This window comes from Myroides pelagicus (assembly GCF_009711055.1).
Taxonomy (GTDB): domain Bacteria; phylum Bacteroidota; class Bacteroidia; order Flavobacteriales; family Flavobacteriaceae; genus Flavobacterium; species Flavobacterium pelagicum.
In genome coordinates this window covers 185,532-210,318 of sequence record NZ_WMJY01000001.1, presented here as the reverse complement: position 1 = coordinate 210,318, position 24,787 = coordinate 185,532, and the positions used below count along the sequence as shown (strand labels likewise).

18 protein-coding genes are annotated in these 24,787 nt (G+C 35.3%); 12 read left to right on the top strand and 6 right to left on the bottom strand.

From position 1 onward, the window contains the following. Positions 1 to 27 precede the first annotated feature (27 nt). On the bottom strand, positions 28 to 465 hold the full coding sequence (locus GJV77_RS00930; protein ID WP_155034481.1) for a MarR family winged helix-turn-helix transcriptional regulator: 438 nt from the start codon (positions 463 to 465) through the stop codon (positions 28 to 30). Between the two features lie 90 nt (positions 466 to 555). After that, positions 556 to 2,331, bottom strand: coding sequence for an AMP-dependent synthetase/ligase (locus tag GJV77_RS00925; RefSeq protein ID WP_155034480.1), 1,776 nt, complete (start codon positions 2,329 to 2,331; stop codon positions 556 to 558). 122 nt (positions 2,332 to 2,453) lie between these two features. On the opposite strand from GJV77_RS00925, the gene GJV77_RS00920 reads away from it, so the two are divergent. Together GJV77_RS00920 and GJV77_RS00915 are read left to right on the top strand one after the other, a co-directional pair. Next, complete coding sequence (locus GJV77_RS00920; protein WP_155034479.1) at positions 2,454 to 4,376, top strand: LTA synthase family protein; 1,923 nt, start codon at positions 2,454 to 2,456, stop codon at positions 4,374 to 4,376. Positions 4,377 to 4,593: 217 nt separating this feature from the next. Beyond that, positions 4,594 to 5,265, top strand: coding sequence for a carboxylesterase family protein (locus tag GJV77_RS00915; RefSeq protein WP_155034478.1), 672 nt, complete (start codon positions 4,594 to 4,596; stop codon positions 5,263 to 5,265). Between the two features lie 129 nt (positions 5,266 to 5,394). On the opposite strand, the gene GJV77_RS00910 is transcribed toward GJV77_RS00915, so the two are convergent. Further along, positions 5,395 to 6,717, bottom strand: coding sequence for a metal-dependent hydrolase family protein (locus GJV77_RS00910; protein WP_155034477.1), 1,323 nt, complete (start codon positions 6,715 to 6,717; stop codon positions 5,395 to 5,397). A gap of 331 nt (positions 6,718 to 7,048) precedes the next feature. Here GJV77_RS00910 and GJV77_RS00905 point away from each other — a divergent pair, with 331 nt between their 5' ends. The 6 genes from GJV77_RS00905 (at position 7,049) to GJV77_RS00880 (ending at position 17,741) form a co-directional block, all read left to right on the top strand. Then, a complete protein-coding gene (locus tag GJV77_RS00905; protein ID WP_155034476.1) occupies positions 7,049 to 7,585 on the top strand; it encodes an RNA polymerase sigma factor in 537 nt (178 codons plus the stop codon). Between the two features lie 89 nt (positions 7,586 to 7,674). Continuing rightward, positions 7,675 to 8,604 carry a FecR family protein gene (locus GJV77_RS00900; RefSeq protein ID WP_155034475.1) on the top strand — a complete coding sequence of 310 codons (930 nt, stop codon included), beginning with the start codon at positions 7,675 to 7,677 and terminating at the stop codon, positions 8,602 to 8,604. Between the two features lie 132 nt (positions 8,605 to 8,736). Continuing rightward, positions 8,737 to 12,222: a TonB-dependent receptor gene (locus GJV77_RS00895; protein ID WP_155034474.1), complete on the top strand. Its 3,486-nt coding sequence runs from the start codon at positions 8,737 to 8,739 to the stop codon at positions 12,220 to 12,222. A gap of 11 nt (positions 12,223 to 12,233) precedes the next feature. Continuing rightward, on the top strand, positions 12,234 to 13,970 hold the full coding sequence (locus GJV77_RS00890; RefSeq protein ID WP_155034473.1) for a RagB/SusD family nutrient uptake outer membrane protein: 1,737 nt from the start codon (positions 12,234 to 12,236) through the stop codon (positions 13,968 to 13,970). A gap of 6 nt (positions 13,971 to 13,976) precedes the next feature. Further along, the gene (locus GJV77_RS00885) at positions 13,977 to 15,977 is read left to right on the top strand and encodes an endonuclease/exonuclease/phosphatase family protein (protein WP_155034472.1); all 2,001 of its coding nucleotides are present in this window, start codon (positions 13,977 to 13,979) and stop codon (positions 15,975 to 15,977) included. A 186-nt stretch (positions 15,978 to 16,163) separates the two neighbouring features. Further along, positions 16,164 to 17,741, top strand: a complete 1,578-nt coding sequence (locus tag GJV77_RS00880) for a calcineurin-like phosphoesterase C-terminal domain-containing protein (RefSeq protein ID WP_155034471.1) — start codon at positions 16,164 to 16,166, stop codon at positions 17,739 to 17,741. A 79-nt stretch (positions 17,742 to 17,820) separates the two neighbouring features. On the opposite strand, the gene GJV77_RS00875 is transcribed toward GJV77_RS00880, so the two are convergent. Further along, entirely contained in the window at positions 17,821 to 20,010 is a 2,190-nt protein-coding gene (locus tag GJV77_RS00875) for a S9 family peptidase (protein ID WP_155034470.1), read from the bottom strand. Positions 20,011 to 20,201: 191 nt separating this feature from the next. On the opposite strand from GJV77_RS00875, the gene GJV77_RS00870 reads away from it, so the two are divergent. Together GJV77_RS00870 and GJV77_RS00865 are read left to right on the top strand one after the other, a co-directional pair. Beyond that, complete coding sequence (locus GJV77_RS00870) at positions 20,202 to 20,909, top strand: SDR family oxidoreductase (RefSeq protein ID WP_155034469.1); 708 nt, start codon at positions 20,202 to 20,204, stop codon at positions 20,907 to 20,909. Between the two features lie 27 nt (positions 20,910 to 20,936). After that, on the top strand, positions 20,937 to 21,335 hold the full coding sequence (locus tag GJV77_RS00865) for a DoxX family protein (RefSeq protein ID WP_155034468.1): 399 nt from the start codon (positions 20,937 to 20,939) through the stop codon (positions 21,333 to 21,335). Positions 21,336 to 21,610: 275 nt separating this feature from the next. Here GJV77_RS00865 and GJV77_RS00860 read toward each other — a convergent pair whose 3' ends face one another. Further along, on the bottom strand, positions 21,611 to 22,231 hold the full coding sequence (locus tag GJV77_RS00860) for a class I SAM-dependent methyltransferase (protein WP_155034467.1): 621 nt from the start codon (positions 22,229 to 22,231) through the stop codon (positions 21,611 to 21,613). 209 nt (positions 22,232 to 22,440) lie between these two features. On the opposite strand from GJV77_RS00860, the gene GJV77_RS00855 reads away from it, so the two are divergent. After that, positions 22,441 to 22,977 carry a hypothetical protein gene (locus GJV77_RS00855; RefSeq protein WP_155034466.1) on the top strand — a complete coding sequence of 179 codons (537 nt, stop codon included), beginning with the start codon at positions 22,441 to 22,443 and terminating at the stop codon, positions 22,975 to 22,977. Between the two features lie 116 nt (positions 22,978 to 23,093). Continuing rightward, positions 23,094 to 23,609, top strand: a complete 516-nt coding sequence (locus GJV77_RS00850; RefSeq protein WP_155034465.1) for a hypothetical protein — start codon at positions 23,094 to 23,096, stop codon at positions 23,607 to 23,609. Positions 23,610 to 23,752: 143 nt separating this feature from the next. Here the strand turns inward: GJV77_RS00850 and GJV77_RS00845 are convergent, their stop codons facing one another. Further along, positions 23,753 to 24,664, bottom strand: coding sequence for a glycosyltransferase family 2 protein (locus GJV77_RS00845; RefSeq protein ID WP_155034464.1), 912 nt, complete (start codon positions 24,662 to 24,664; stop codon positions 23,753 to 23,755). Between the last annotated feature and the right edge of the window lie 123 nt (positions 24,665 to 24,787).

The window sequence follows — 24,787 nt, the reverse complement described above, 5'->3', positions numbered from 1 at the left end:
ATTTGGTTTATACTTAATTCTAACAAATTACTCTTCGTCAAATATCTTCTTATTAGTAACTAGTGCATTCACTGTTTCTGTTACTTCGAAGAAGTGCTTGAGCTTTTCTTCTGAAAGGTTAGCAGCAACGCGTTCGTTGAATCGCTTTACCTTTTGTTTTGACAACTCTCTTTTTTCTAATCCTAGGGGAGTTAGTTTAACTATAACCCCTCGTCCGTCATTTGGATTTTTCTCTCTAGTGATTAGGTCTAACTCTTCCATTTTCTTTAATGTGCGTGTTAGACTTGTTGCCTCCATTCCCATATTAGGTCCTAATAGGGTAGAAGGGATCCCTTCTTTATCAATACTCAACAGAGCAAAGGCTAGTGACATTGTCGCGTCATATTTAGAAGCCTCTTCATTGTACATTCTTGATACAGCTTGCCATGTTGCTCTTAATACATAGTCAATTGTTTTATTTTTCATACAAGCTTAGTGTTTTTCAAATATAAAAAAAAATAGTATGCACGCATACTATTCTTTCTTTTTTTCAATTTATATTTTCTTTTTAACATTTTACCCTCGGTATATCTTCTCGTAAAGGTCTTGGTATTTTGCTAAAATGATCTTTCTTTTAAGTTTTAAAGTAGGGGTAAGGTGCTCTTCATCAATACTCCAAACCTCTGGTGTTAGTTCGAACTTCTTAACTTGTTCCCATTTACCAAACTTTTTATTGATCTCTTCTACTTCTTGTGCGATGCGTTCGATTACTTTAGGGTGTTTGACTAATTCAGCATTTGTATTACCTACCTCTAGGTGTTTTCTCTTAGCCCATTCATGTAAGAACTCAAAGTTTGGTTGTATAAAGGCCGCTGGCATTTTCTCTCCTTCTCCGATGACCATGATTTGCTCAATAAAGCGCGATTGCTTCATCATGTTTTCGATCATCTGCGGTGCCACGTATTTACCTCCTGAGGTCTTAAACATTTCTTTTTTACGGTCGGTAATGTGTAGGAATCCGTCTTCGTCTATTCTACCGATATCTTCTGTATGGAAATAACCGTCTTTAATAACCGATGCTGTCTTTTCAGGGTCTTTGAAGTAACCTAGCATCACATTTGGTCCTTTACAAAGGATCTCTCCGTCTTCAGCGATTTTTACTTCTACATTACTGATCGGCTTACCTACAGTACCTGCACGCATACCTCGGTTGCGATAATCGTTTACGGAGATTACCGGTGAGGTTTCGGTTAATCCATATCCTTCCATTACAGCCATTCCTGCAGCATTAAAGATACGGGCAAGGCGTGGCTGTAGTGCAGCACTTCCCGATACAATTACTTTCATATTTCCTCCTAAGGCTTCTACCCATTTTTTGAAGACTAACTTGCGCGCTAGCCCCAATTGCATATTGTAGAAAAATCCTCTGTCGTATGGCTCATAATTAAACCCTACTTCTAAAGCCCAAAAGAAAATGCGCTTTTTCAGTCCTGTTAGTTCTGATCCTGTTGTAAATATCTTGTCATACACTTTCTCTAATAGACGTGGAACAACAGTCATTACATTCGGCTTTACTTCTTTTAGGTTGTCTCCCATTTTGTCAATAGACTCTGCGTAGTAGATTGCTACTGCATTGTATTGGTATAGGTAAATCAACATACGTTCGAATACGTGACAGATAGGTAGGAAGCTCAAGGCTTTATATCTTTCATCTCTTGTGAAAGGAATTCTGTCTTTACTACCCAAGGCATTGGATAATATATTGTTATGTGATAGCATGACTCCTTTTGGTCTTCCAGTTGTCCCTGAGGTATAGATTAGGGTAGCCAAATGGTCTGGTGTGATACTATCTTTTATTCTTTCTACTTCTTCTTGGTTACTGTCGTCTTCTCCAAGAGCTAGTAAGCCTTTGAAGTTCTTACAGCCTTCTATTTCGTCAAAGGAGCAAATGTCAATCAACAGGGGTAGCTGATCTTTTACTGACATTAGCTTATTGTAAACTTCAAGGTCGGAGACCACACAATACTTTGCCTCTGAGTGGCTCATGATGTATTGGTAATCTTCAGCAGATATGGTAGGGTAGATCGGCACGTTCTGCGCTCCAATCTGAAGCAAACCGATATCTAATATATTCCAATTGGTTTGATTGCGACTAGAAATCACCGCAATCTTGTCATTTTCTTTTATACCTAATCTCAGTAAGGCTCTTGATATAGCATTCGCCTTGTTGACGTATTCTTCTGAAGAAGTTTTCTCCCATACGCCATTTACTTTTGTTACAAGAGCATCTTCCAAAGGAAAGTTATCTCTTTGTAAATAAGGTATATCGAATAATCTGGTAGGATCAATCATATTTTTAATAATTAGCTTATGCAAAGTATAAAAAAAAATCAATAAAAACTATATAGTACTAAAAAAGATATTAATGTAAAGTTTTAATTAAATTTGTTCTCGATAATAAATATTACATAATTATGATCTCAAATCGTTTTCGATTAAACGAAGTGCTGGTTCTTTTGTATAGATTGTTTCTAGCATTCTTTTTTTATTTTATAGTACGCACACTTTTTTATATTTATAATGGGGATTTGCTTAATGTAGATTCTTTTTGGCAGTATCTTACCTTAGCTTATCACGGTATGACTTTTGATAGGATAGCTATTTTCTACCTGAGCAGTTTGTTTATTTTGCTCTCTATTTTACCGATTTATAAAACGACAACTAAAGGATACCAAAAACTGTTGTTTTGGACTTATATTATTCCCAACTTAATTGGTTTTTCTATCAATTTCATTGACTTGATTTACTATCGATTTATCTATGCACGTACTACGATTGCGGTATTTGATAGTTTAGAACACGAATCAAACAAAGGAACTCTGTTTTTTAACTTTCTAATAAACTACTGGCATGTATTCCTATTGTGTATTTTGTGTTGTATTGCTTGGGTATATTTATACAAGAGGGTTAAGTTTACTCGTCCGATACGCATCGAAGCCAAAAAACCGTATTGGCTAACATCAATAGCTATATTTGTGGTAGTGGTTGTAGGGTTTGTCGCTGGTGTACGTGGAGACTTGAAGAAGACTACACGTCCGTTAAACATGATTGATGCCAATCGCTATGTGACCAAACCCGAACATGCTGATATCGTACTAAATACTCCGTTTTCTGTCTTGCGTACCATCGGTAAGACGAGCTTTAAGCAATTGACTGTACTAGATGAAGCGACTAAAGATAAATATGTCAGTCCAGTCAAACAATATACTGTTAATACTCCATCTACACCCAATATTGTATTATTCATTACGGAGAGTTACGGGCGTGAATATATTGGTGCTTTAAATGAGGATATGAATATTGAGGGGTACCAGAGTTATACCCCGTTTATTGACTCATTGGCGAAGCACAGTCGCATTTATCCCAATGCTTTTGCCAATGGCTATAAGTCTATTCACGGTATGTCGTCTGTTGTGGCTGGTATTCCATCTTTTAAAGATGCTTTTACTTCTTCGCCTTACCCTAAACAAAAGATAGAGTCTTTAGTTTCTACGTTAAAATCCAAAGGGTATGATACTTCTTTCTTTCACGGAGCACCCAACGGTTCGATGGGGTTTCTAGGTTTTGGTAATATCTTGGGGTATGACCATTACTACGGAAAGACTGAGTACAATAATGATGCTGATTTTGATGGTACTTGGGGGATATGGGACGAGCCTTTCTTTCAGTATATGAAAGAAGTGCTAAGCACCAAAGAAGGTCCTTTCTTCGCTACCTTATTCTCGGTGTCTTCTCATGAGCCATTTAATATTCCTGCCAAATATGAAGGTAAGTTTCCTGTAGGTACCGTGCCTATACACAAGACGGTTGGTTATACGGATTATGCTTTCAAGCGCTTCTTTGAGGAGAGTCGCAAAGAACCGTGGTTTGACAATACGATTTTTATCATCACTGCTGATCATACGAATCAGGTGGCTTATGATGAATACGTAAAGTTGGTTAATCGTACAGCTGTACCTATTATTATTTATACAGCAGACGAACGTCTAAAGGGTGTAGATAAGCGTTTGGCTCAGCAGATCGATATTTACCCGACAGTATTAGACTTGATTGGTTATGACAAGCCTTTCAGGAGTTGGGGAAGAAGCCTAATCAATGACACTATTACCAAGCCTTTTGTCGTTAACTACGTTGGTAGTGAATATACTTATCAAGAGGGCAATTATATCTGTCGATTTAACGGTAAAGAGATCACAGGGTATTTTGATATCAATGATAAGGGATTGACGAATAACCTAATCAATGAGAAGAATGCTGAAATGCAGGAGATTGGACTCAAATGTATGGCTATCGTACAAGATTATTTTGATCGTGTAGTAGAGAAGAAGCTGGAGTAATATTACTATTGTATAGGTGTATTTTTATACGCTTAATCATAAAGGGCTGTTTCTGCAGAAATGGCTCTTTTTTTAAGATATATACTGACCAATCGGTTTTGTAATCTATGCATTTAGAACATCATAGAATGAAAAGGAATAAATACAACTTTATGTTTCGTGTTTTTTAATATTTTAACTTTAGAGAATTGATGTACTTTTATCCATAAAAAAAGCGATGAGATTACTTATATTACTGAGTTGTGTGATTCCTTTGTTTTCGATAGCTCAACCCAGAGCTATACTAGACAAAACTACCTATTCATTTTGGTTAAATGAACCGAAAATAGTCGAAGGAGTTAATCCCTTGATTATCTTTTTGCATGGCAAGAGCCTTTCGGGTACGAATATCGATAGAGTAAAAAGATATGGCCCTTTAAAAGGGGTGGAGAAAGGTTTAGATATACCTGCTTATCTAGTGGCGCCTCAGTTGCCATCAGGTCCGTGGAATGCCGATAAGATAGATGAAATTGTCAGTTATATGATCGATAATTACAATATTGATGAGCGCCGTATCTATGTGACAGGAATGAGTCTAGGCGGATATGGGACGATGAAATATGTCGGTAAATATCCCTCTCGCGTCGCGGCAGCTATTGCATTATGTGGTGGTGGAGAATCAGCTGATGCATGTGCATCAACCACCGTACCTATTAAACTCATTCATGGAGACAAAGACTTTATCGTTCCGTTAAGTGAATCCAAGAAGATCATGAGAGCAATCCAGGCTTGTGATATAGGCGCGCCTATAGAGTTAGAAGTAGTGAAAGGTGGTACGCACGGCAGTGTGGAGGATTTATATCGTCACATCGAACTATACCATTGGCTGTTAGCACATCAAAAAGAGTAGCTGTTGATTTTGAATTACAAAAACTTAAGCTATATATAATACACTTATAGAAGAAAAGGTAAGCATATAAACGCAATAACAATAAAAGCCCATCACTCGATGGGCTTTTATTGTAGTATTTTATTCTAATTATTTCAGGGTGTTTTTGTAGATTTTACCACCTTTCATGATTATTAAGAATTTCTTTTCAGGCTTAGCGATTAACGACAAGTCTTTTAGAGGGTTACCATCTACCAAAATAAGGTCAGCATAGGCTTGTTCTTCAATAACGCCTAATTTGCCAGGATATGGACTTCTTAGTCCCGATAGTTGAAGAAGTTCCGCATTATCTTTTGTGACCATTTTAAGGATTTCAGCATTAGTAAACCACTTCTGTAGGCGTAGGATATAGCTGTTTTGATCATCGTTTAATTCAGGTTCGAATAAAAAGTCAGTACCCCAAGCTAGTTTTACCCCAAGCTCTTTGGCTAATGGCCATACTTTGGCTTGACCTTCCAATACAGGCTTACGCTTTTCTTTGCGTTGAGCATCCATATTATCGTTATTGTCCATTAAGTTTTGTAAGCTCAGCCAAATACCTTTGTCAGCCATGATTTGCAAGGTTTCTTCATCGAGCATTTGTCCGTGTTCAATCGACTTGACACCCGCCTCGATAGAACGTTGTACCGCTCTAGGAGTATAGGCGTGCACCATTACATAAGTACCCCAGTCTTCTGCTGCATCAACAGCTGCTTTGATTTCGTCAAAGGTGTATTGTGTCACATCAATCGGATCATAAGCAGAAGAAGTACCACCACCTGCCATTACTTTAATCTGACTAGCGCCAAAGCGAAGGTTTTCACGTGTAGCTGTTAATACCTCATCACGACCATCGGCAATAAAGGTAGCACCTAATTCTTCAGCACGAGATGGTTTGCCGAAGAAACGGCGAGAGCGTTCCTCAGGGGTTCTAAAGTCTCCGTGACCCGCTGTTTGACTGATTGTCGCTCCAGAAGGCCAAATACGTGGACCTACTACTTTGTCTGCGTCAATAGCTGCCTTTAAAGGGAAGATAGGTCCTCCAGCATCACGTACACTTGTAAAGCCTCGCATCAACATCTTTTGAGATCCAGCAGCTACGTTTTTCATTAAGCTTTCAGGTGTAGCTGTGGTAGACATCATCTCTTGCATCGTTAATGCACCAAACACCATGTGTACGTGTGCATCAATTAATCCTGGTATAAGGGTTTTACCTTTACCGTTGATTTTTTCTACTTCATTATTGTTAAGGGCAATTTTTGATGCGCTAATCTTTTCAATTTTCTGCCCAGTCACTAGGACATTCATTGGTTCTGTAAGTGCTGCGGTATTGTGGTCTAATAGTCTAACATTTTCAATAAGAACTTGTTTGGTTTGTGCCATGACCATTGTGGTACTTACAAGAAATAGGGCTAGTGCTGATTTTAGTTTCATGTATAATAGAAGTTTATTTATATGTAATAATAAAGGTTCTAATATATTATAAAATGCGCTTTTTGCCTAATAAATTATAGTATTTATCAAGAGAATTATCCAAGTATTATTAATTTATACTAATTAATCATTGTAAATGTGATTTCTATAATGTTGAAAAGAATAGTAATATAATAAAACCGATTTGTTGTGAAATTGATTTTAAAAAACTTCTTTGTACTTATAAGGGGTATTTAATATAGCTAGAAAAACTTAACATTATCATAAAATTGTCATCTAGCTAGATTGTTATCTTTGGGTAAAACAATATTTGTAGTTAGCAAACGATAAAATGACAGGTAAAGAGAAAAATTTTGATAACTTGTATCAAAAGCATTGGTCTGAGCTTTATGCATTTGCCTATAATATTATTAGGGATAGAGCTATTGCTGAGGATATAATACAGGAAATTTTTATCGATTATTGGGATCGAATGGATTTGGTTAGTATTGAACTGCCTCGAGCTTATTTGTTTCAAGCGGTACGAAACCAATGCGCGAAAGCTTTAAAGAAACGAACCTTTAATGAGGTTCAGATAGAAAATATTGCCGCTCTTATTCCCGAATTAGACGAGGTTGAATTTGATGAAATTAAAAATCGTTTATTATCAGAGATAGAGCAAACAGCTAGCAGTGTTTTACTTGCCAAGTGTTTGACTGTATTTAAGTTACGTTTTTATGAGCAATTGTCTTATCAAGAAATAGCTCTTGAATTAAATATTTCACAAAGTACTGTAGAAAATCAAATTAATAAGGCCTTAAAGCTATTACGTGGAAACACACGATACATTACAAATACCCACTTTTCTTTTTTACTTTCATTGGTTTAATATTAACTAATCGTTAAGTCTTTATACTTTAATAGGGGTTTTTACTTTTTAATATACATCATAGTATATAGTAAAGATAAAAGACAAAGATGGTTAAATATTTTAAAAAAATATTATCAAGATATGCGGATCAAACAGCAGACCCTCAACAATACAAACTTGTTGAGTTATATTTTGATAAATTACAGGAATCAGGAGTCCAATCTCACCAAGTTAAAAAAAATATAGGTGATCAGATAAAGAAAAAAATTGATAAGAAGATTTTTCCTAGATCAAAGTCTCAAAAACTATATTACTATAAAATAGCTGCAGCTGTTGTTGTGTTTTTATCGATTTCCTTAGCGATTTTTACCACTTACAATAAGCAACAATGGATTGAACAGTATGCCCAAAGAGGCCAACAGTTAACGTTTTATTTAAGTGATTCTACTTTGGTTCATTTAAACGCAAATAGTAAATTATTATATCCAAAAGAGTTTGACTCCGATTATAGGGAAGTAAAACTAACAGGTGAAGCTTTTTTTGAGGTTAAGCACACTTTGAATGATTCTCCTTTTTTAGTGAATAGTCCTAAATTAAAAACACGCGTTCTAGGAACTAAATTTAACGTTAATGATAGTACTGATGAAACTGTGCAAGTCAGTGTGTATCAAGGTAAGGTAAGAGTTGAAGATAAAATTAGCGGTGAACATGTTACTTTAAAGAAAGATCAAAGAGTTTTATATAGCTCAAAAGGATATCCTTTTGAAAAAAACGACATCGATTCAGGTCAATTTAATCAATGGTTTAAAGGTGAGGTAAAATTTGATAAAATGACAATAGAGGAAGTATTAACGGTATTAAATAGAAGATTTGATATTAATTTAAAATTAGCCTCTAAGCAAATTCCTAAAACAACAATCAGTGGTGATTTTACTTATGATAAAGTAGAGGATATTCTAGAGAGTCTTCAGTTTATCTATGGAATAACATATAAACAGGAACCCGATGGAGTAATTCATGTTTATTTAAATAACTAATGTGTAACCAATCTAATATATATGAGAAAAAAATAAATAAAAAACCTGTACAGAGTTGGAGCAATGAACAGGTTTATGAATAATTAATCATTTTATGCAGAATAATTAACTAGAAAAACAAAGATAACAATTATGTATCTAAAATTACTACAAAGGAAGAATAAATTATATGCTTCCTTAGCCACTGCTTTGCTATTTTTGAACCTTTTAAGCTTTAATGAGCTTTATGGACAACAAAAGGCAATAGCACCTATTGTATTACAACTTGAAAAGGCATCAATTGTAGATGTATTTAATGCAATTAAAAAGCAGTCTTCCTATACAATAATCTATAGTGACCAGGTTACAGCTTTAGAAAAAAGAGTTAATTTGAATATTAATTCAAGTGAAATAAACACTATTTTAAACCTTTTAGTTGAACACTATGGAATTACTTACCAGGTATCTGGAACTACTATTTCAGTAAAACTACCTTCAAAGAGTCAGCAGAGAATTAAAGGAGTTGTTAAAGATCAGTATGGTATAGCTGTTCCTGGAGCAACTGTTATTTTAAAGGGAACAAATCAAGGAGTTAGTACAGATCTTGATGGGAGTTTTTCTATAGCAGCACAAATCGGAAAAGATAAACTTCAGGTTTCTTTTATTGGTTACAAAACCGTTGAAGCCTTGGTATCAAAGACAATGCAAATTACTATGGTGATTGACCAAACAAGCCTAGAGGAGGTGGTAGTGGTTGGTTATGGAAAACAAAAAAAAGCTAATGTCACAGGTGCTGTTGACCAAGTAGGTGCGGAGACTTTTAGAGATCGACCTGTAACAAATCTAGCCAAAGCTCTTCAAGGAGAAATAGGAAACCTTAATTTAGTGATTGGTGATGGGAAACCTACTAGATCAGCAACTTATAATGTTAGAGGTACTACCTCAATTGGGGGTGGAGGAAGTGCTCTTGTATTAATAGATGGTGTACCGGGAGATCCTTCTTTATTGAACCCCAATGATATTGAAAGTGTTTCTGTATTAAAAGACGCTGCCTCAGCAGCTATTTATGGTGCAAGAGGAAGTTTTGGGGTGATTCTTATCACTACAAAAGAATCTAAGAATGAGAAGTCTAAAATCAATTTCTCAACCAATTTCTCAATACTTGATCACACTGTAAAACCAGATTTAGTAACTAATGGTTATCAGTGGGCAGAACAGTTTGATCAGTCTTATTATTCGTGGAATGATTATAAGATGCATCCTTCTAAGGCAAATAGTGTATTCCCTTTTTCCATGGAATATTTGCAAGAGTTAAAACAACACGACCAAGATCCGAGTTTAAGTAAGGTTCAAATAGATCCATCCACAGGAAAATATGTTTATTACGGCAATACAGATTGGATGAAAGAATTATATGCAGATATGATTACGGCTCAAGAGTATAATTTAAATGCTAGTGGGTCAGGGGAAAAAGCAAGTTATTATTTATCAGGAAGAATCAATTCACAAGACGGGGTCTTTAGGTACAATCCCGATAAGTTTAAAATGTATAACCTAAGAGGTAAAGGGGCTTTAAGATTAACCAATTGGTTAAAACTAGAAAACAATTTCGAATATGCAGAGATGGATTATTTCTTTCCTATTTTAAATCATCCATCAGATACACCTGTATGGCGTAGAATTTCAGATGAGGCATTTCCTGTAGCTATGTTGTATAATCCAGATGGGACATTAACACATAATGCAGCAATTGTATTTGGAAGTTTTATTACAGGAGGAAATTATTCAGATACCAATAGACAACAACTTAGAAACACAACAAGTTTTAAGGCCGATATTATAAAAGAAGAACTTTCTTTTTATGGCGATTTTACTTTTAGGAATCTAAATGAAGTTGAAAACAAACAATACACACCAGTACCTTATAGTGTAAGGCCAGGAGAGTTATCCCAACGGGGAGAAAACAAACTTCAAGAATACCAGAAAAAGACAACCTATAAAGGAATGAATCTTTATACTGAGTATAAAAAACAGTTTAATGGTCATAATATAAAAGGATTGATAGGGTATAACTATGAAAAGTTACGCCTAGATAGAAGAAGTTTTGAAAGAAATGATTTGACCAATTCTCTTTTGCCAGATTTCGGATTAGCCACAGGAGAGAATATCGTTTTAAAGGCCGGTGGATATCAGTGGGCTACTTTGGGAGCATTCTTCCGCTTTAACTATAATTATAGGGAGAAATATTTTGTAGAAGTTAATGGTCGCTATGATGGGTCTTCAAAGTTTCCTGAGAATCAGCAATGGGGGTTCTTTCCTTCAGCTTCAGTAGGCTATAGAGTTTCTCAAGAGAATTTTTGGCAGAATAGTCGTTTAGCTGATATTATTCCTGAGTTAAAATTCAGAGCATCCTATGGTTCATTAGGAAATGGAAATATTGCTCCTTATCAATATTTAGAAACAATGTCTGTGAATCAATTAAATGTGTTGTTAAATGGTAAAAATCCATTATATACAAACAAGCCAAATGTAATTCCAAATGGACTTACTTGGGAAAAGGCTACTACATTTAATATTGGTTTGGATACCCAATGGTTTAATCGTAGGTTGGTAACTTCTTTTGATTGGTATAAACGTTCTACAACTGATATGTATACCCAAGGCACACCGCTTCCCGAAGTATTCGGAGCTACAGAGCCTAAGGGAAATTATGCCGATTTACAAACAAAAGGCTGGGAATTATCTATAGCGTGGAGAGATCAAATAAATTTCTCTAAACCATTGAAATATAAATTCAAGTTCATCTTATCTGATAATAAATCTACAATAACCAAATTTAACAATCCAACCAAATCCTTAGATACTTTTTATCAAGGTATGCAAGTGGGTGAGATTTGGGGGTTTGAGAATGCTGGCTATTTTATTGATCAAGCTGATATAGATAATCATGCCGATCAGAGTTATATCCGTGTTTCGGCAGCAAATATTAAGATGCCGGGAGATATAAAATTTGCCGATTTAAATGGTGATGGGGTCATTGATATTGGTGATAATACACTTAACAATCCTGGAGATAGAAGAGTAATTGGTAATTCTACACCTCGTTTTAATTTTGGTTTTAAAGCAGACTTTGAGTGGAACAATTTCTTTTTTAATGCCTTTTTTCAAGGTGTAGGAAAAAGAGACTTCTGGCCAGGGGCGGATAATTCTCTTTTTTGGGGCGCTTATAATAGACCATATAGTTGGCATCCTTCTAAGATGTCTAATATGATGTGGTCAGAGCAAAACCCAGATGCTTATTTTCCTCGAATGAGAGGTTATGTTGCCCTAAATAGTAGAGGGGAGTTAAACGTTCAACAGAGTAAATATATTCAAAACGCAGCATACATCCGTTTAAAAAATTTAACCATCGGTTATGATTTTCCTAAGCATTTATTGGAAAAGAATAAGATACAAAGTTTAAGAATCTTTTTTACAGGGCAAAACCTATGGACTTATTCTCCAATGTTTAGAGTGTTAAAAACAATGGATCCAGAGGTCATTGATGGTTCTGATCCAGAGTTGGCTGGTAATAGAGGCAATGGGATGAGATATCCAATGTTAAAAACATTCTCCTTAGGATTAGATATTACTTTTTAAAAAATTAAATTATGAAAAAAAATATTTTACTAACGGCTTTAGTAGGAATCTTAGTTTTGAGCTCTTGTTCAAATGATTTAGATCAGCTTCCTTTTGATAAGCTCTCACCAGAGGTGGCTTTTTCTTCAGAAAAAGACTTAGAGTTATATAGTAATTCATTTTATAAAATATTACCATCAGGTAAAGATATCGTTCGATCGGATAATATGACAGATTATGTAATTGGACGAACCATTAATAACTATTTAACAGGAACATATACGGCTTATGATAGTGGTGGATGGAGTTGGAGTGATTTAAGAAACATCAACTATTTTTTAGAACACTATCAAAATGCTGCTATTTCCCAGGAGAGAAAAGATCATTATCAGGGATTAGCACGTTTTTTTAGAGCCTGGTTTTACTTTGAAAAAGTTAAGCGATTTGGAGATGTTCCTTGGTATGAAAAGACCCTTGCTGTGGATGCCCCAGAATTATACAAACCCAGGGATCCAAGACAGGAGGTAATGGACAAAGTTTTACAGGATTTAGATTATGCCATTGCTAATATTCAAGGTAATAAAGATAATAGTTCTTCTAGAATAACTAAACAAGTAGCACTTGCATTTAAATCAAGAGTATGTTTGTTTGAAGGTACTTTTAGAAAATACCACACAGATCTTGGATTATCTGATACTGCAGATAAATGGCTTGAACAAGCAGTGATTAGTTCTGATGAATTAATTAAAGCTAACTTATACAGATTAAACACCTCAGGTGGAGATCAAAGCTATAGAAATTTATTTAATAAAGAACAACCTGAGTCTTCGGAGGTGATTTTAGCGGCTAATGCAAGTGCGGCATATCGCTTGTTTCATGATGCAAATTGGTATTATACAAGTGCAACTTATGGCAATAGATCTAATTTGACAAAATCATTTGTGAATACCTATTTGAATATCGACGGCTCTAGATTTACCGATCAAAACAATTATGGTTTAATTGCTTTTTCTGAGGAAGTAGCCAATAGAGATCAACGCCTAGAACAAACCATTCGAATGGGAGATTATAAAAGAGATGGTCAATTTGCGGCACCAGATTTTACTTACACCTATACTGGTTATCAACCCAAGAAGTTAACTTTAGATTCATCAGCAACAGATGGTGTGGCAGAGAATAATAACTCACTTCCTATTATAAGATATGCGGAGGTCTTATTGAATTACGCAGAGGCTAAGGCTGAGTTAGGTGATTTCACTACTTCGGATTGGGACAAAACAATAAAATTATTAAGACAACGTGCTGGGATAAAAAATACTGGTATGCCAACTGTAGCAGATCCTTATCTGATTCAAAATTTCTATCCTAAACTAACTGATGCTAATTTACTAGAAATACGAAGAGAACGCGCTATAGAACTTGTTTTAGAGGGGTTTCGTTATGATGACTTAAGACGATGGAAATCGGCTGAATTATTAACTAAAACCTATGATGGTATGTATGTCCCTGGATTAAATATACTAATGGATATTAATAATGATGGCCAAGCTGATGTTTGTTTTGTATCCAAAGTACCCTCAGATGCTCAAAAGGGAGTTTATTATTATATAATTGACAATAATCAATATAAACTTTCAAATGGAGATTCTGGAACATTGATTTTAATGGATAACCTAACTCGTGTGTTTCAAGAGCATCAGTATCTATATCCAATACCTTATAAATCAATAGTTTTAAATAGTCAATTAACACAAAATAAAGGCTGGTAAATCAAAATGAAAAATTATTTAAAAATATTTATACAACTAATTACCTTATTAGTTTTTTCAAGTTCATGTAGCTATCAAGATGATTTTATAAATAAAAACCCTGAAAAAGAGAGTGTTAATTTATACTCAGCTACGGTTTTGGTTGTTGATAAAATGCAAGCTCCAATTCAATCGGCTTTAGTTAAGTTATATGATACTAAAGGGAAACAGATAAAATCAGAAGAAACTTCTTTAACAGGAGTTGCATTATTTACAGAATTACAACAAGGTGAGTATGTGTTAAAAGCGCACCACGATAACAAAGAACAACAGGCGAACTTAGAGATTGAAAATCAAGATAAACAGGTTAAAATTACCTTAGATATAGTGCCTGAGAGTTATTTAAAGGTGAATAGTCCCATTATTATAACCGGGATTCAAGCAGCCCCTAGAGGTAGTGATGGTGCAGCAAATGGTACTACATCTACCTATCAAGGTGGTTCTATAGTGGTTCATCACAGTGGAGGTTATGAGTATATTCAGCTTTTAGCTTTACAAGACATTGATTTTAATAATACACCTTATAGTCTAGTGGTTGCAAACAATGGTATTGTTTCTGATAAAGGTTGGGCACAAGGAGGTAAGGCTACCTATAAATTTGATTTAGTAAGTGGAAGTGTAAAAAAAGGAACATTTTTTTATGTTGGAGGAAAATCAAAGGTTTTATCAGGATATGGAAGCTGTGGTAAAAGTACAGATATTAGTCAGGCAAACTGGATTGCAACTAAAGATTATAAATTAGAACAAGGCGATGGCTTTGGAGATCCGACCAGTGGATTATTAGGTAATTTATCTAAAGATGGTCAAAATACAGCTGATGGGATAGCTGTTTTTAAAGGAACCCAGGTTACATCTGAAACAGTACCTATCGATGCGGTGTTTTACGGAACAACAATCCAAGGAGTATTTGACCAAAACAATCAATGGGGGTATAGAATTCCTATTCAAAGTGATCGTTATTCTATTGAAGATAAACAAGGAAATCAACAACCGTTTTTTGGACAAGGAACTAATACCCATTTGTTTTCTCAACCAGATTCAGATGTTGGGAACTTTATAAAACTAGGAGGTGCTACAGATGCTAAAGACTGGTTAGAGCTTAGAAGTTCTTCCATAGTACCATTAAGTTATTGTCCGGGAGAATCTCATTTATCAGATATAGAATCAGCACAAGGGGTAACAAAGTATACCTTAAATGATCAAGTTGATCCGCAACTACCAGAACCCTTAGAAGGTCAGTTAAGTATAATGAGTTTTAATATTCGCCATGATGATGCTTCAGACCCTTATTCTTTGGAACAAAGAAAGGATTATATATTACAACTTATTATAGATCAAAAGGTTGATATAGTTGGGTTACAGGAATTCTCTGACAATTGGTTTGAGTTATGGTTACAAAAGCAAATGGCTGCCAATGGATATGATTACTATATGGATGAGGCTAATTCTTATGGCTCACCTAAGGTGATCTTTTATAAGAAATCAAGATTTGAGCTCAAAGACAGTCAAACCTATCAAATGAATTATGCTGAAAATAGAAGTGGATCCTGGGTTATACTTTTAGATAAGTTCAAAAACAAAGAATATTTTATCACAAATAGCCATTGGACGACTGTTTCTTCTCAAGATAGAATTAGTTCAGCTAAATATGTATTGCAAATTATTAAAGATAATAGTAAAGGACTGCCTGTTTTGTGTATAGGTGATTTCAATGGTCAGCCTAATTCAAATGAAATCAATGTATTAAAGTCACAAAAGCAGCCGGAATTGTTTAATGCTTTAGATGAGAATTTAAAAACCTTCCATAAATGGAGTGGTACGGGTAGCACGACAGTGGATTATATTTTTTATTCCCGCCCCTTTACTTTAATACATTCAAGCGTTGTTAGAAAAAGTTATGATAAGTTATGGCCATCAGATCATTGGCCAGTGGTAGCAACTTTTAATATAGAGAAAAGAGAATTATAGATTTTAGCTTTGCTTACAGGACTGTAATGCTTTAGGAGCAAAAAAGTAGTATAACAAAGCGACTCTAATTAACTTTTAATTTACAAGAGAAAGCTTAAGATTACCAAATCATTAAATCAACTTTTTTCTATAGGGGTATACGCCTATAATAGACACTATATAATAAACGATAAAACCGATTATAAAATGAAAAAAACACTATTTACCGTTGCCTTTTTGTTTACTGCAGCCTTAGCAGTAGGACAAACAAGTGTAAAGGGTTACGTATTTGAAGATGCTAATAAAAATGGAAAGAAGGATAGAAAAGAGAAGGTCTTGCCTGGGGTAAGCGTATCTAATGGAGTAGAAGTGGTGCAGACTGACGAAAATGGAAAATATGTGCTACCGCTAACGGGAGATAACCAAATCTTTGTCATCAAACCAGGACAATATACTACTGCAATGGATAGCTATAACTTACCAGCTACTTATGTAACTCACAAACCTAAAGGCTCTCCAAAAGGGACTCAGTATGAGGGCGTAGCTCCAACGGGTAAGTTGCCAAAGCAGGTCAACTTTGCTCTAATTCCTCAAGAGGAATCAGCAGCGTTTAAGGCTTTTTTGTTTGGTGATCCACAGCCCTATACTACTGAGGAGTTGGATTACTTCAAAAAGGCTGTAGTCGATGAAGTAAAGAACAACAAAGAGGGCATCTCTTTTGGGATTAGTTTAGGGGATCTTGTAGGAGATGATCTTGACTTACACCAGCCGTATAAGGAGATAATGAAGGAAGTAGGGCTTCCTTGGTACAATGTGATGGGTAATCACGATATGAACTATGAAGCAACGGAAGACATCTATTCTGATGAGACTTTTGAGAAGAACTTTGGTCCTGCGAACTACGCGTTTAACTATGCAGAGGCGCACTTTATTGTCTTAGATGATATCTTATATCCTCATCCTATTAAGAAGAAAGGGTATTTAGGAGGTTTCAGACAAGATCAACTAGACTTTGTGAAGAATGACTTAAGCTTTGTGCCGAAGGATAAATTGGTGGTTATATCGCTTCATATTCCTCTATTTATTGGAGGAGAAAATCACTTTGATCAGTCTTCTAGACAAGAGCTATTAGACATCTTAGAAGGCAGAGAGAATGTATTAGTACTTTCTGCTCATACACACTACCAGATGCACCAGTTTTATACCAAAGAGCACGGGTGGTCTGGGGTGAAGCCAATTCACGAGTACAACGTTGGGACGACTTCGGGAGATTGGTATTCTGGAGAGTTTAATGAGCAAGGGGTACCAGCTTCTACCATGCGTGATGGTACACCGAGAGGATATGCTACTTTGGTAGTAAAAGGAAATCAATACGAACTAGACTACAAAGTATCGGGTAGAGAAGAGGCGTATAAAATGGAATTGTATATGCCTAAGGTCATCGGGGATAAGCGTGCTTCAAACTATCGCGTATATGCCAATGTCTTTATGGGAACAGAAAAAGACGTGGTAGAGTATCGAATTGACAAAGGAGAGTGGAAGACGATGAAGAAAGATGAGAACATTGATCCAAGTCACTATGCAACTGTACAGCGCTTTGATTTGACAGATGAATTATTAAAAGGTAGAAAGCCCTCTTGGCCGACTAAGTCAACGCATTTATGGAGTGCTAAGCTTCCTTTCAAAATAGGGAAAGGTGTACACACTGTTGAGGTGAGAGTAACCGATATGTTTGGTAGAGAGCATATACAAAGTAAGCAATATCGAATTGAAAAGAGTAAGTAATTTTTTCATAATACATTTAAGTGTACAAAAAAGCCTGATAGAATTTCTATCAGGCTTTTTTACATTTGGTCTGTAAGACTTATTTTATCGGTTTAGCTAAATAATCAAAGAAGTAATTAGCAATCTTTGTATTTAGATGTACTCTGTCTTTTCCTCTAACGTTGTGCTGGTGCGAAGGGTATAAGAAGTAATCGACTTGTTTATTAGCTCTAATACACGCTTCAATGAAGTCCATAGAGTGTTGTTGTACGACTACTGGATCTTGTGCTCCATGAATAATTAGGAGCTTGTTGTCTAGTTTGTCTGCTTTGTTTAGCAAGCTAGTTTTAGCATATCCTTCTTCATTTTCTTCTGGCATATCCATATAGCGCTCACCATACATGATTTCGTATAGCTTCCAGTCCATTACTGGCCCTCCAGCTACCCCTACTTTAAAGGTTTCAGGATGGTGAATAGAGAGTGTTGTTGTCATAAAGCCTCCAAAGCTCCATCCATACACACCAATTTTGTCTTGATCTACAAAGTTGAGTGATTTTAGGTAATCTACTCCTTTTAATTGATCCGCCATCTCTGCTTGTCCCAGTTGTCTGTGGATAACTTGTTCGAAATCACGTCCTCGATTGAAACTACCTCTACTATCTACAGTAAATACAATATAACCGTTTTGAGCCATATAGTGGAAGAAAAGGTTTGCTCCCCCTAGCCAGTTATTTTTGATAAGCTGTGCATGTGGACCACCATAGACATAAATCATTACAGGGTATTTCTTTGTTGCATCAAAGTTAGTAGGGTATAAGATACGTCCGTTTAGCTTGGTTTTGTTGTCTGCAGCCGTTAGGGTTACTAACTCTAGCTTAGGCATATCGATTACTCCTTGATAGGGATTCTTTGCCTCAAACAATTCAACAGTCTTATTGTTTTCTGTGCTTTCGACAGACACTTTGTTAGGAGTGTCTAAGTTGCTAAATTGATCGACGAATAAGGTTTTTTCTTTGTTCAAGACAAGGTTATGTGTTCCTGATTCAGTAGTTATCTGTTCTGTTTTTCCTTTCTTTAGATTTACTTTGAATAGTTGTCTATCTAGTCCTGTATTGGTAACTCCCATATAGAAAGCATTTTTACCTTCTTTGTCAAATCCTAGGAATCTCTCTACAATAACGTTTTCAAAGCCTAGTTTTTGTTCTAGTTTTCCATCTGTATTGTATAGATACATTTGTCTATAACCTTCTTTTTCAGAAAAGTGTAGAAAGCTATTCTTGTTTGGTGTGAATACCAATCCTTGAGAAGGCTCTACGTAGGTAGTTGCTTTCTCTTCAAACAGCGTTTTTTCGAATGCACCAGTAGCTGCGTTGTATTGGTTTAACTTCAAGTGGTTTTGCTGACGGTTCAATACTCCGACATATACGTAATTCCCTGAAGGATCCCAAGTAACCATGGTTAGAAACTGGTCTTCGATACCAGTGTCTAGTTTGACTTTTTCTTTAGTTAATACATCATAAATCACAAGAGAAACACGTTCATTAGCCATTCCAGCCATGGGATATTTGATGTTCTTGTTTTCTGCTACGCGCTGATTCCATTGGACTAATGGGTAATCAGACACCGTGCTTTCATCTTTTCTATAGTAGAGTAGTTGATCTTGTTTAGGACTCCACCACATTCCTTGGTCGATACCAAACTCATTGCGATGGGTACTACCGCTACCGTTGATTACTGCTATATTCTTATCATTTGTTACGACAATGTCCTCTCCTTTGTTACTGGTGATGACAATATTATTGTCTTTTAGCCAAGCGAGGTAGTTGTCGTTTCTAGAGGTGATTTCTTCACTGGCAAGAGTGTTGTACTTAAAGTGATTAATTACTTTGTCTTCTTTTAAGTCAAAGGTAATTTTGTATTTAAAGTTGTCTTGCTTGTCATAAGTAGAGAATTCAATAGTATGTTCATCTTTCCACGTCAAGTCATAAGGAATACGCTTAAGATCAAAGACAATATTTTTAAACGCTTTATTTAGCTTAGAGGTTAGTTCTTTAGCTGTTAAAGCACTCGTGTTTTTCCACTTTGTATCTTTGCTTTTAATTAATAGGCTATCTCTATTAACTGAAACAAAAGAAAAGGCATTCTCACTTTTCCACTTGGGTTGGCTTAATGCTTTAGGGGCGAAGCTAGTATATTGTCCACTGGTTGCTTCTACCATGGTCAGGTCTCTCTGGGCGAATAATATATTACTAGATAATAGCAATACAAAAAGAGCGCTTTTATTGATCATAATGAATAGTTTAAAAGGCGAATTTAAACTAATTAGACGCTAGATACAACCTTTGGCGGGTATAAAAATGATAATCAAAACCTTAATTAAGTAAGTTTTAAAGGTATAGTCAAAATGAAAAACAGTTGTGTTATTCAGTAAAATGCTGTAATAATTGTTAACTTAGTCTTTCAAAAATAGTAATAAGAAAAATGATAGATATTAAAGATAAAGTGGTGTACATCACTGGAGGAACAAAAGGTATTGGTAAAGGAATCGCACGTGTACTGCTGGCTAATAACTGTAAAGTAGCCATTAGTGGACGAAAGTTGGCTGATGCACAGGCAACCGCAAGTGAGCTGGGGTCTGTTGATCGCATTATTGGTGTAGCCTCAGATGTATGTAACTATGAAGACGAACAGCGTGCAATAGAGGCAGTCGTTCGTACATTTGGACGAGTAGATGTAGTGGTTGCTAATGCAGGGCTTGGTGTATTTGCATCTGTTGAAGAGCTTAGCATAGAGGATTGGAATGCAATGATTCAGACTAATCTGACGGGAGTGTTTCATACCCTTAAAGCGAGTGTCGAGCAGCTAAAGGCGAATAAAGGCTATTATATCAGTATAGCAAGTCTAGCGGGAATTAACTTTTTTGCCAACGGATCAGGATACAATGCCAGTAAATTTGGGGTGGTAGGATTTACACAAGCTGCGATGCTTGACCTGCGTAAGTATGACGTGAAAGTAACGACTATTTTACCAGGATCGGTAACTTCAAACTTCAATAATCACGTGCCTAATGATAGCGATAGTTGGAAGATACAGCCAGATGACCTTGGGGAGTTGATCGTCGATATTCTGCGTATGAACCCTAATGTATTGCCAAGTAAGATTGAAGTAAGACCAACGAAAACAAGTTAATTATTGTAATCAAATTATATTTAGAACATGAGTACAGATTTCGGTAAATTTCTTTTGCGTTTAGGCGTAGGAGGGCTAATGATTTTTCACGGTATTTATAAACTAATTCACGGGCATGATTTCATTATCAATCAGTTGTCAGCCAAAGGGCTACCTACTTGGTTGTGGTTAGGCGTACCTATTGGAGAAGTGATTGCTCCGCTATTTGTTATCCTCGGTATAGCTACTCGATTATCTGCAACTCTGATTGCAATAACGATGGTGATGTCTATCTTTTTGGTGAAGGGAATGGGGATTTTTAATTTGACAAATACAGGAGGATTAGCAGGAGAATTGAATTTATTGTTTTTGTTCAGTGCTTTGGCAATTGCCTTTATTGGTCCAGGTAGAATAAAACTATATAGCGGATCAGGATTATTTAGTTAATCCAATACGTTGAATACAAATAAAAAGAAACAGTTAACCTGAAGAAGGTTAGCTGTTTTTTTATGCGCTAGTTTTGGAGTGGTCGGGATATGGTCGGGATATGGTCGAGACATGGTCGGGATATTTTGCATCAAAAAGTCCCGATCATATCCTTATCAATACTTGATTACTACTTGATTATATAAAACCTAAAACAATAGAATTACTGTTGATTAATCAAAAATAATTAGAGGAATAACGCTTGTTAATCGGAGCAATTGTATGGTGCTCTGCCTTTATTTTTTGCGTAGGATCACTAGGCGCTCTTCTAGTTTTTCGATGGTATAGCTAAACTGCTTAGCGATGTACTGAATCGTTTGAAAGGTATAAATAAACACGTGTGTTTCATCTTTGATATAATACCATTGTTCAAAAGGTGTTTGATCTACAAATAAGTGGGTTTTAATCACGAGTAGTCCTCCAGGTTTTAATAGATTAGTGAGCTTTGTCAGCTCATCTGCTGGATTGTAGAAGTGCTCAAAAACTTCGCAACTGAATATATAGTCATATTGCTTGGTAAGGTAAGAGGTGTCGGGGTAGAAGTAAGGGTCATATAAGTCTACGTGATAACCTTCGTTTTGTAATTGATTAGTTATGACAGGTCCCTTGCCACAACCATAATCTAAACCGAGCATATCAGATGTGCAATGTGCTAAAATAGCATTGGTTACAGGAGCTGTGAATTGCTGATAACCAATATCATTTATATCGTTGTTATGACATTGGTAATGTGCTTTTTCTTTATCTTCAGTGAAGCGATATTGGCTATCCATATTATAAGCACCACAATAATCACAATGATAATAACGGTCTGTATGTAAATCTCGTAAGGCTTGGTTGCAAAGTGTACAAGTCATGTTTAAATTATTTAGCGCGAATGTAGTTCTTTTTTAAAGAAAGTTAGGGCAATAAAAGGAGTAAAAGGCATTGTATCTGTAAAACAGGATAGACTAGAGTAAGATATTTGTATTGTGTATATTTTTTGATTTATATGTTTGAATACTTAATAATTGTAGCCTGTAAAGAGTTATATCTTAGACGGATAACTAAAAAGGTAGATATAATTATGAAAAAACTAAATGTATTAATGTTGATTACATTATTTGGATTGACCATAGGTTCATGTTCAAGTGATGACAATACAAATATAGATGGGCCTACGACAGATCCAGTAAATCCAACGGAGCAGATTGCAGAGGAGAAGTATAAAGAAGCAGCTATAGGGGTGTGGAATTGGACAAAGCAAGTCTATTTGGATAAAGATGAAAAGGTGATCAAAACGGATGATTTTGCATCAACTACAGCTTGTGGATTAGATACTTGGAATATAGAAGAAGAGTATTTACAGATCAAGTTTAATTATAAGAATGAGTATGGCGAGTGTGACGCCAATACAGTCAAAGCTAAGTACAATATAGATGCAAAGAACTTTTTTATGCTGTGGCCTACAGAGGATACTTTTGTTCCGCGTGGGTATTTTATTCAATCTTTTACTAATAAGTCAATTACATTGAGAGAGCATGGAGCGTACACAGCTGAAGATGTGGAGTATTTCAACTATCCAGAGGGAACAGTCTATGTAGAGTTGATATTAGAACAATAAAGAACATACTAAAAAGCAGGAACATACCTCAAAGCATACTTTTAACATATAAATATGCAATGAGGTATGTTTTGCTGTGTAAAGTTGTAAATTAGCTAGATAGAAAATAAGAAAAGATGTATATAAAAGACTTGTTTACACTGTTTATTAAGTTAACTGGGTTTTCTACTGTATTGAGTAGTTTATTGTCTCTATTGAATGTAGGTTTGGTTTATTTGTTTGGCGAGCAAGCTTATTTGAAGGTTATGAATATAGGAGTAGGACAAGATATGTTATTTATACTTATAGGGGTATTGTTGATGTATTATGCAGATAAGTTAGTGAGCGTATTTAATTTGTCGAAGGGTTTTATCGATCAGACTATCGCCTTAGAAGGTATTACCTCAACGGATGTGATTAAGATAGGAGTATTTATTATGGGAGGTTATCTGCTTCTAGATAATTTATCTTTTGTTGTAACTGCTGTGATACAGCGTTTTTCGGCCAGTGCTTCAGAAAGTCATATAAGTATATTTACTAATTATGATTTAGTAAAGGCAGGTTTGAATTTAGTAATAGCGTACATAATGCTAACTAACTTTAGTGCAATCGCCAAGTGGTTTGTACAGAAGGGTACAGAAGAAAAGGAATAGAAACTTATTATAAGTTTCTATTCCTTTTTGACTCTGTTAGTAGCAATTGAGAATATTGCTTATATTATTTTTCAGCTGACGGTAGTATATTACTAATAAGTATTTTTCTATCGTTTTGTGATTTCAGTCAATGTATAAACTGATTAGGACTTATAGATTAGTTTTTTGACAATAAGCTCAAATTTAGAAGATAGGAAGAGTTTCGGATCTTTTAAAATAGCACTAAATGTTGTGTTTTCATTCTGCGCTTTCAATTTTATAGATTTTCGAATCAAGTAACTTTTTCCATTATTATAGATTTTAGCAGCCTCTTTGTTCATTCCTTTTTTTAAGAAGAATGCTTCTCTATCAAGACATGCTTGGTAATAGTTATTGACTTTTTTTTCTGATATACTATTCATGATACTACCTTCTCTATTTTGTCTGTAGTAGTAAAGAGGTAAGTCAATGAATTTTATCTTACTTGCTTTATCAATGAGGTAGTGAATAATAAACTCATCTTCGTGAACTTTGCTTTCACTATACCTCAAATGTTGCCATATTTCTTTTTTGTATAGCTTCCCCCAAGCAACGACTACAAGAGGTTTTTTAAATGTATTGATTTTCTGTAAAAGTTCTATTGAAGAGAATTCAACTGTCTGCGGAGAAATAAGACTTTCATTAGATGGGAAAGTCAGGTCTGCATCTGTTTTGTAAAAATTCGCATTACAGAAAACAACATCAGCATCTGCTAAATGATAAAGCAATACTTCAAAGTACTTTTCGTATAGAAAGTCATCAGAGTCAACAAATGAGATATAATCGCCCGTAGCGCGGTCTAAACCAAAATTACGAGCTGAAGATAATCCTCCATTCTCTTTTTCTAGGAATATTATTCGACTATCTTTTTCCGCATATTTTCTGCATATATCAGCAGAGTTGTCTTTTGTTCCATCATTTACAATGATTATTTCTAAGTTTTGATAAGATTGATTGATAATCGACTCAATGCACTGAGCTACGTAATCTTGAACGTTGTAAACAGGGACAATTACAGATATTAAAGGTGGAGTCATAAAACAGTGAATAGTATATATTAAGAGGCAAAAGTAAAGATTCTTAAAATAAGAAGAAAGTGATTTACTGTAATTAGCTGGTAAAGGAATGTTAATAGTTGTTTTTTACTTAGAGTAAGGCTC

What these genes read in the sequence shown, in the direction of transcription:
- GJV77_RS00930 (WP_155034481.1), bottom strand. Translation starts at nt 465, where the DNA reads ATGAAAAATAAAACAATTGACTATGTATTAAGAGCAACATGGCAAGCT.
- GJV77_RS00925 (WP_155034480.1), bottom strand. Translation starts at nt 2,331, where the DNA reads ATGATTGATCCTACCAGATTATTCGATATACCTTATTTACAAAGAGAT.
- GJV77_RS00920 (WP_155034479.1), top strand. Translation starts at nt 2,454, where the DNA reads ATGATCTCAAATCGTTTTCGATTAAACGAAGTGCTGGTTCTTTTGTAT.
- GJV77_RS00915 (WP_155034478.1), top strand. Translation starts at nt 4,594, where the DNA reads ATGAGATTACTTATATTACTGAGTTGTGTGATTCCTTTGTTTTCGATA.
- GJV77_RS00910 (WP_155034477.1), bottom strand. Translation starts at nt 6,717, where the DNA reads ATGAAACTAAAATCAGCACTAGCCCTATTTCTTGTAAGTACCACAATG.
- GJV77_RS00905 (WP_155034476.1), top strand. Translation starts at nt 7,049, where the DNA reads ATGACAGGTAAAGAGAAAAATTTTGATAACTTGTATCAAAAGCATTGG.
- GJV77_RS00900 (WP_155034475.1), top strand. Translation starts at nt 7,675, where the DNA reads ATGGTTAAATATTTTAAAAAAATATTATCAAGATATGCGGATCAAACA.
- GJV77_RS00895 (WP_155034474.1), top strand. Translation starts at nt 8,737, where the DNA reads ATGTATCTAAAATTACTACAAAGGAAGAATAAATTATATGCTTCCTTA.
- GJV77_RS00890 (WP_155034473.1), top strand. Translation starts at nt 12,234, where the DNA reads ATGAAAAAAAATATTTTACTAACGGCTTTAGTAGGAATCTTAGTTTTG.
- GJV77_RS00885 (WP_155034472.1), top strand. Translation starts at nt 13,977, where the DNA reads ATGAAAAATTATTTAAAAATATTTATACAACTAATTACCTTATTAGTT.
- GJV77_RS00880 (WP_155034471.1), top strand. Translation starts at nt 16,164, where the DNA reads ATGAAAAAAACACTATTTACCGTTGCCTTTTTGTTTACTGCAGCCTTA.
- GJV77_RS00875 (WP_155034470.1), bottom strand. Translation starts at nt 20,010, where the DNA reads ATGATCAATAAAAGCGCTCTTTTTGTATTGCTATTATCTAGTAATATA.
- GJV77_RS00870 (WP_155034469.1), top strand. Translation starts at nt 20,202, where the DNA reads ATGATAGATATTAAAGATAAAGTGGTGTACATCACTGGAGGAACAAAA.
- GJV77_RS00865 (WP_155034468.1), top strand. Translation starts at nt 20,937, where the DNA reads ATGAGTACAGATTTCGGTAAATTTCTTTTGCGTTTAGGCGTAGGAGGG.
- GJV77_RS00860 (WP_155034467.1), bottom strand. Translation starts at nt 22,231, where the DNA reads ATGACTTGTACACTTTGCAACCAAGCCTTACGAGATTTACATACAGAC.
- GJV77_RS00855 (WP_155034466.1), top strand. Translation starts at nt 22,441, where the DNA reads ATGAAAAAACTAAATGTATTAATGTTGATTACATTATTTGGATTGACC.
- GJV77_RS00850 (WP_155034465.1), top strand. Translation starts at nt 23,094, where the DNA reads ATGTATATAAAAGACTTGTTTACACTGTTTATTAAGTTAACTGGGTTT.
- GJV77_RS00845 (WP_155034464.1), bottom strand. Translation starts at nt 24,664, where the DNA reads ATGACTCCACCTTTAATATCTGTAATTGTCCCTGTTTACAACGTTCAA.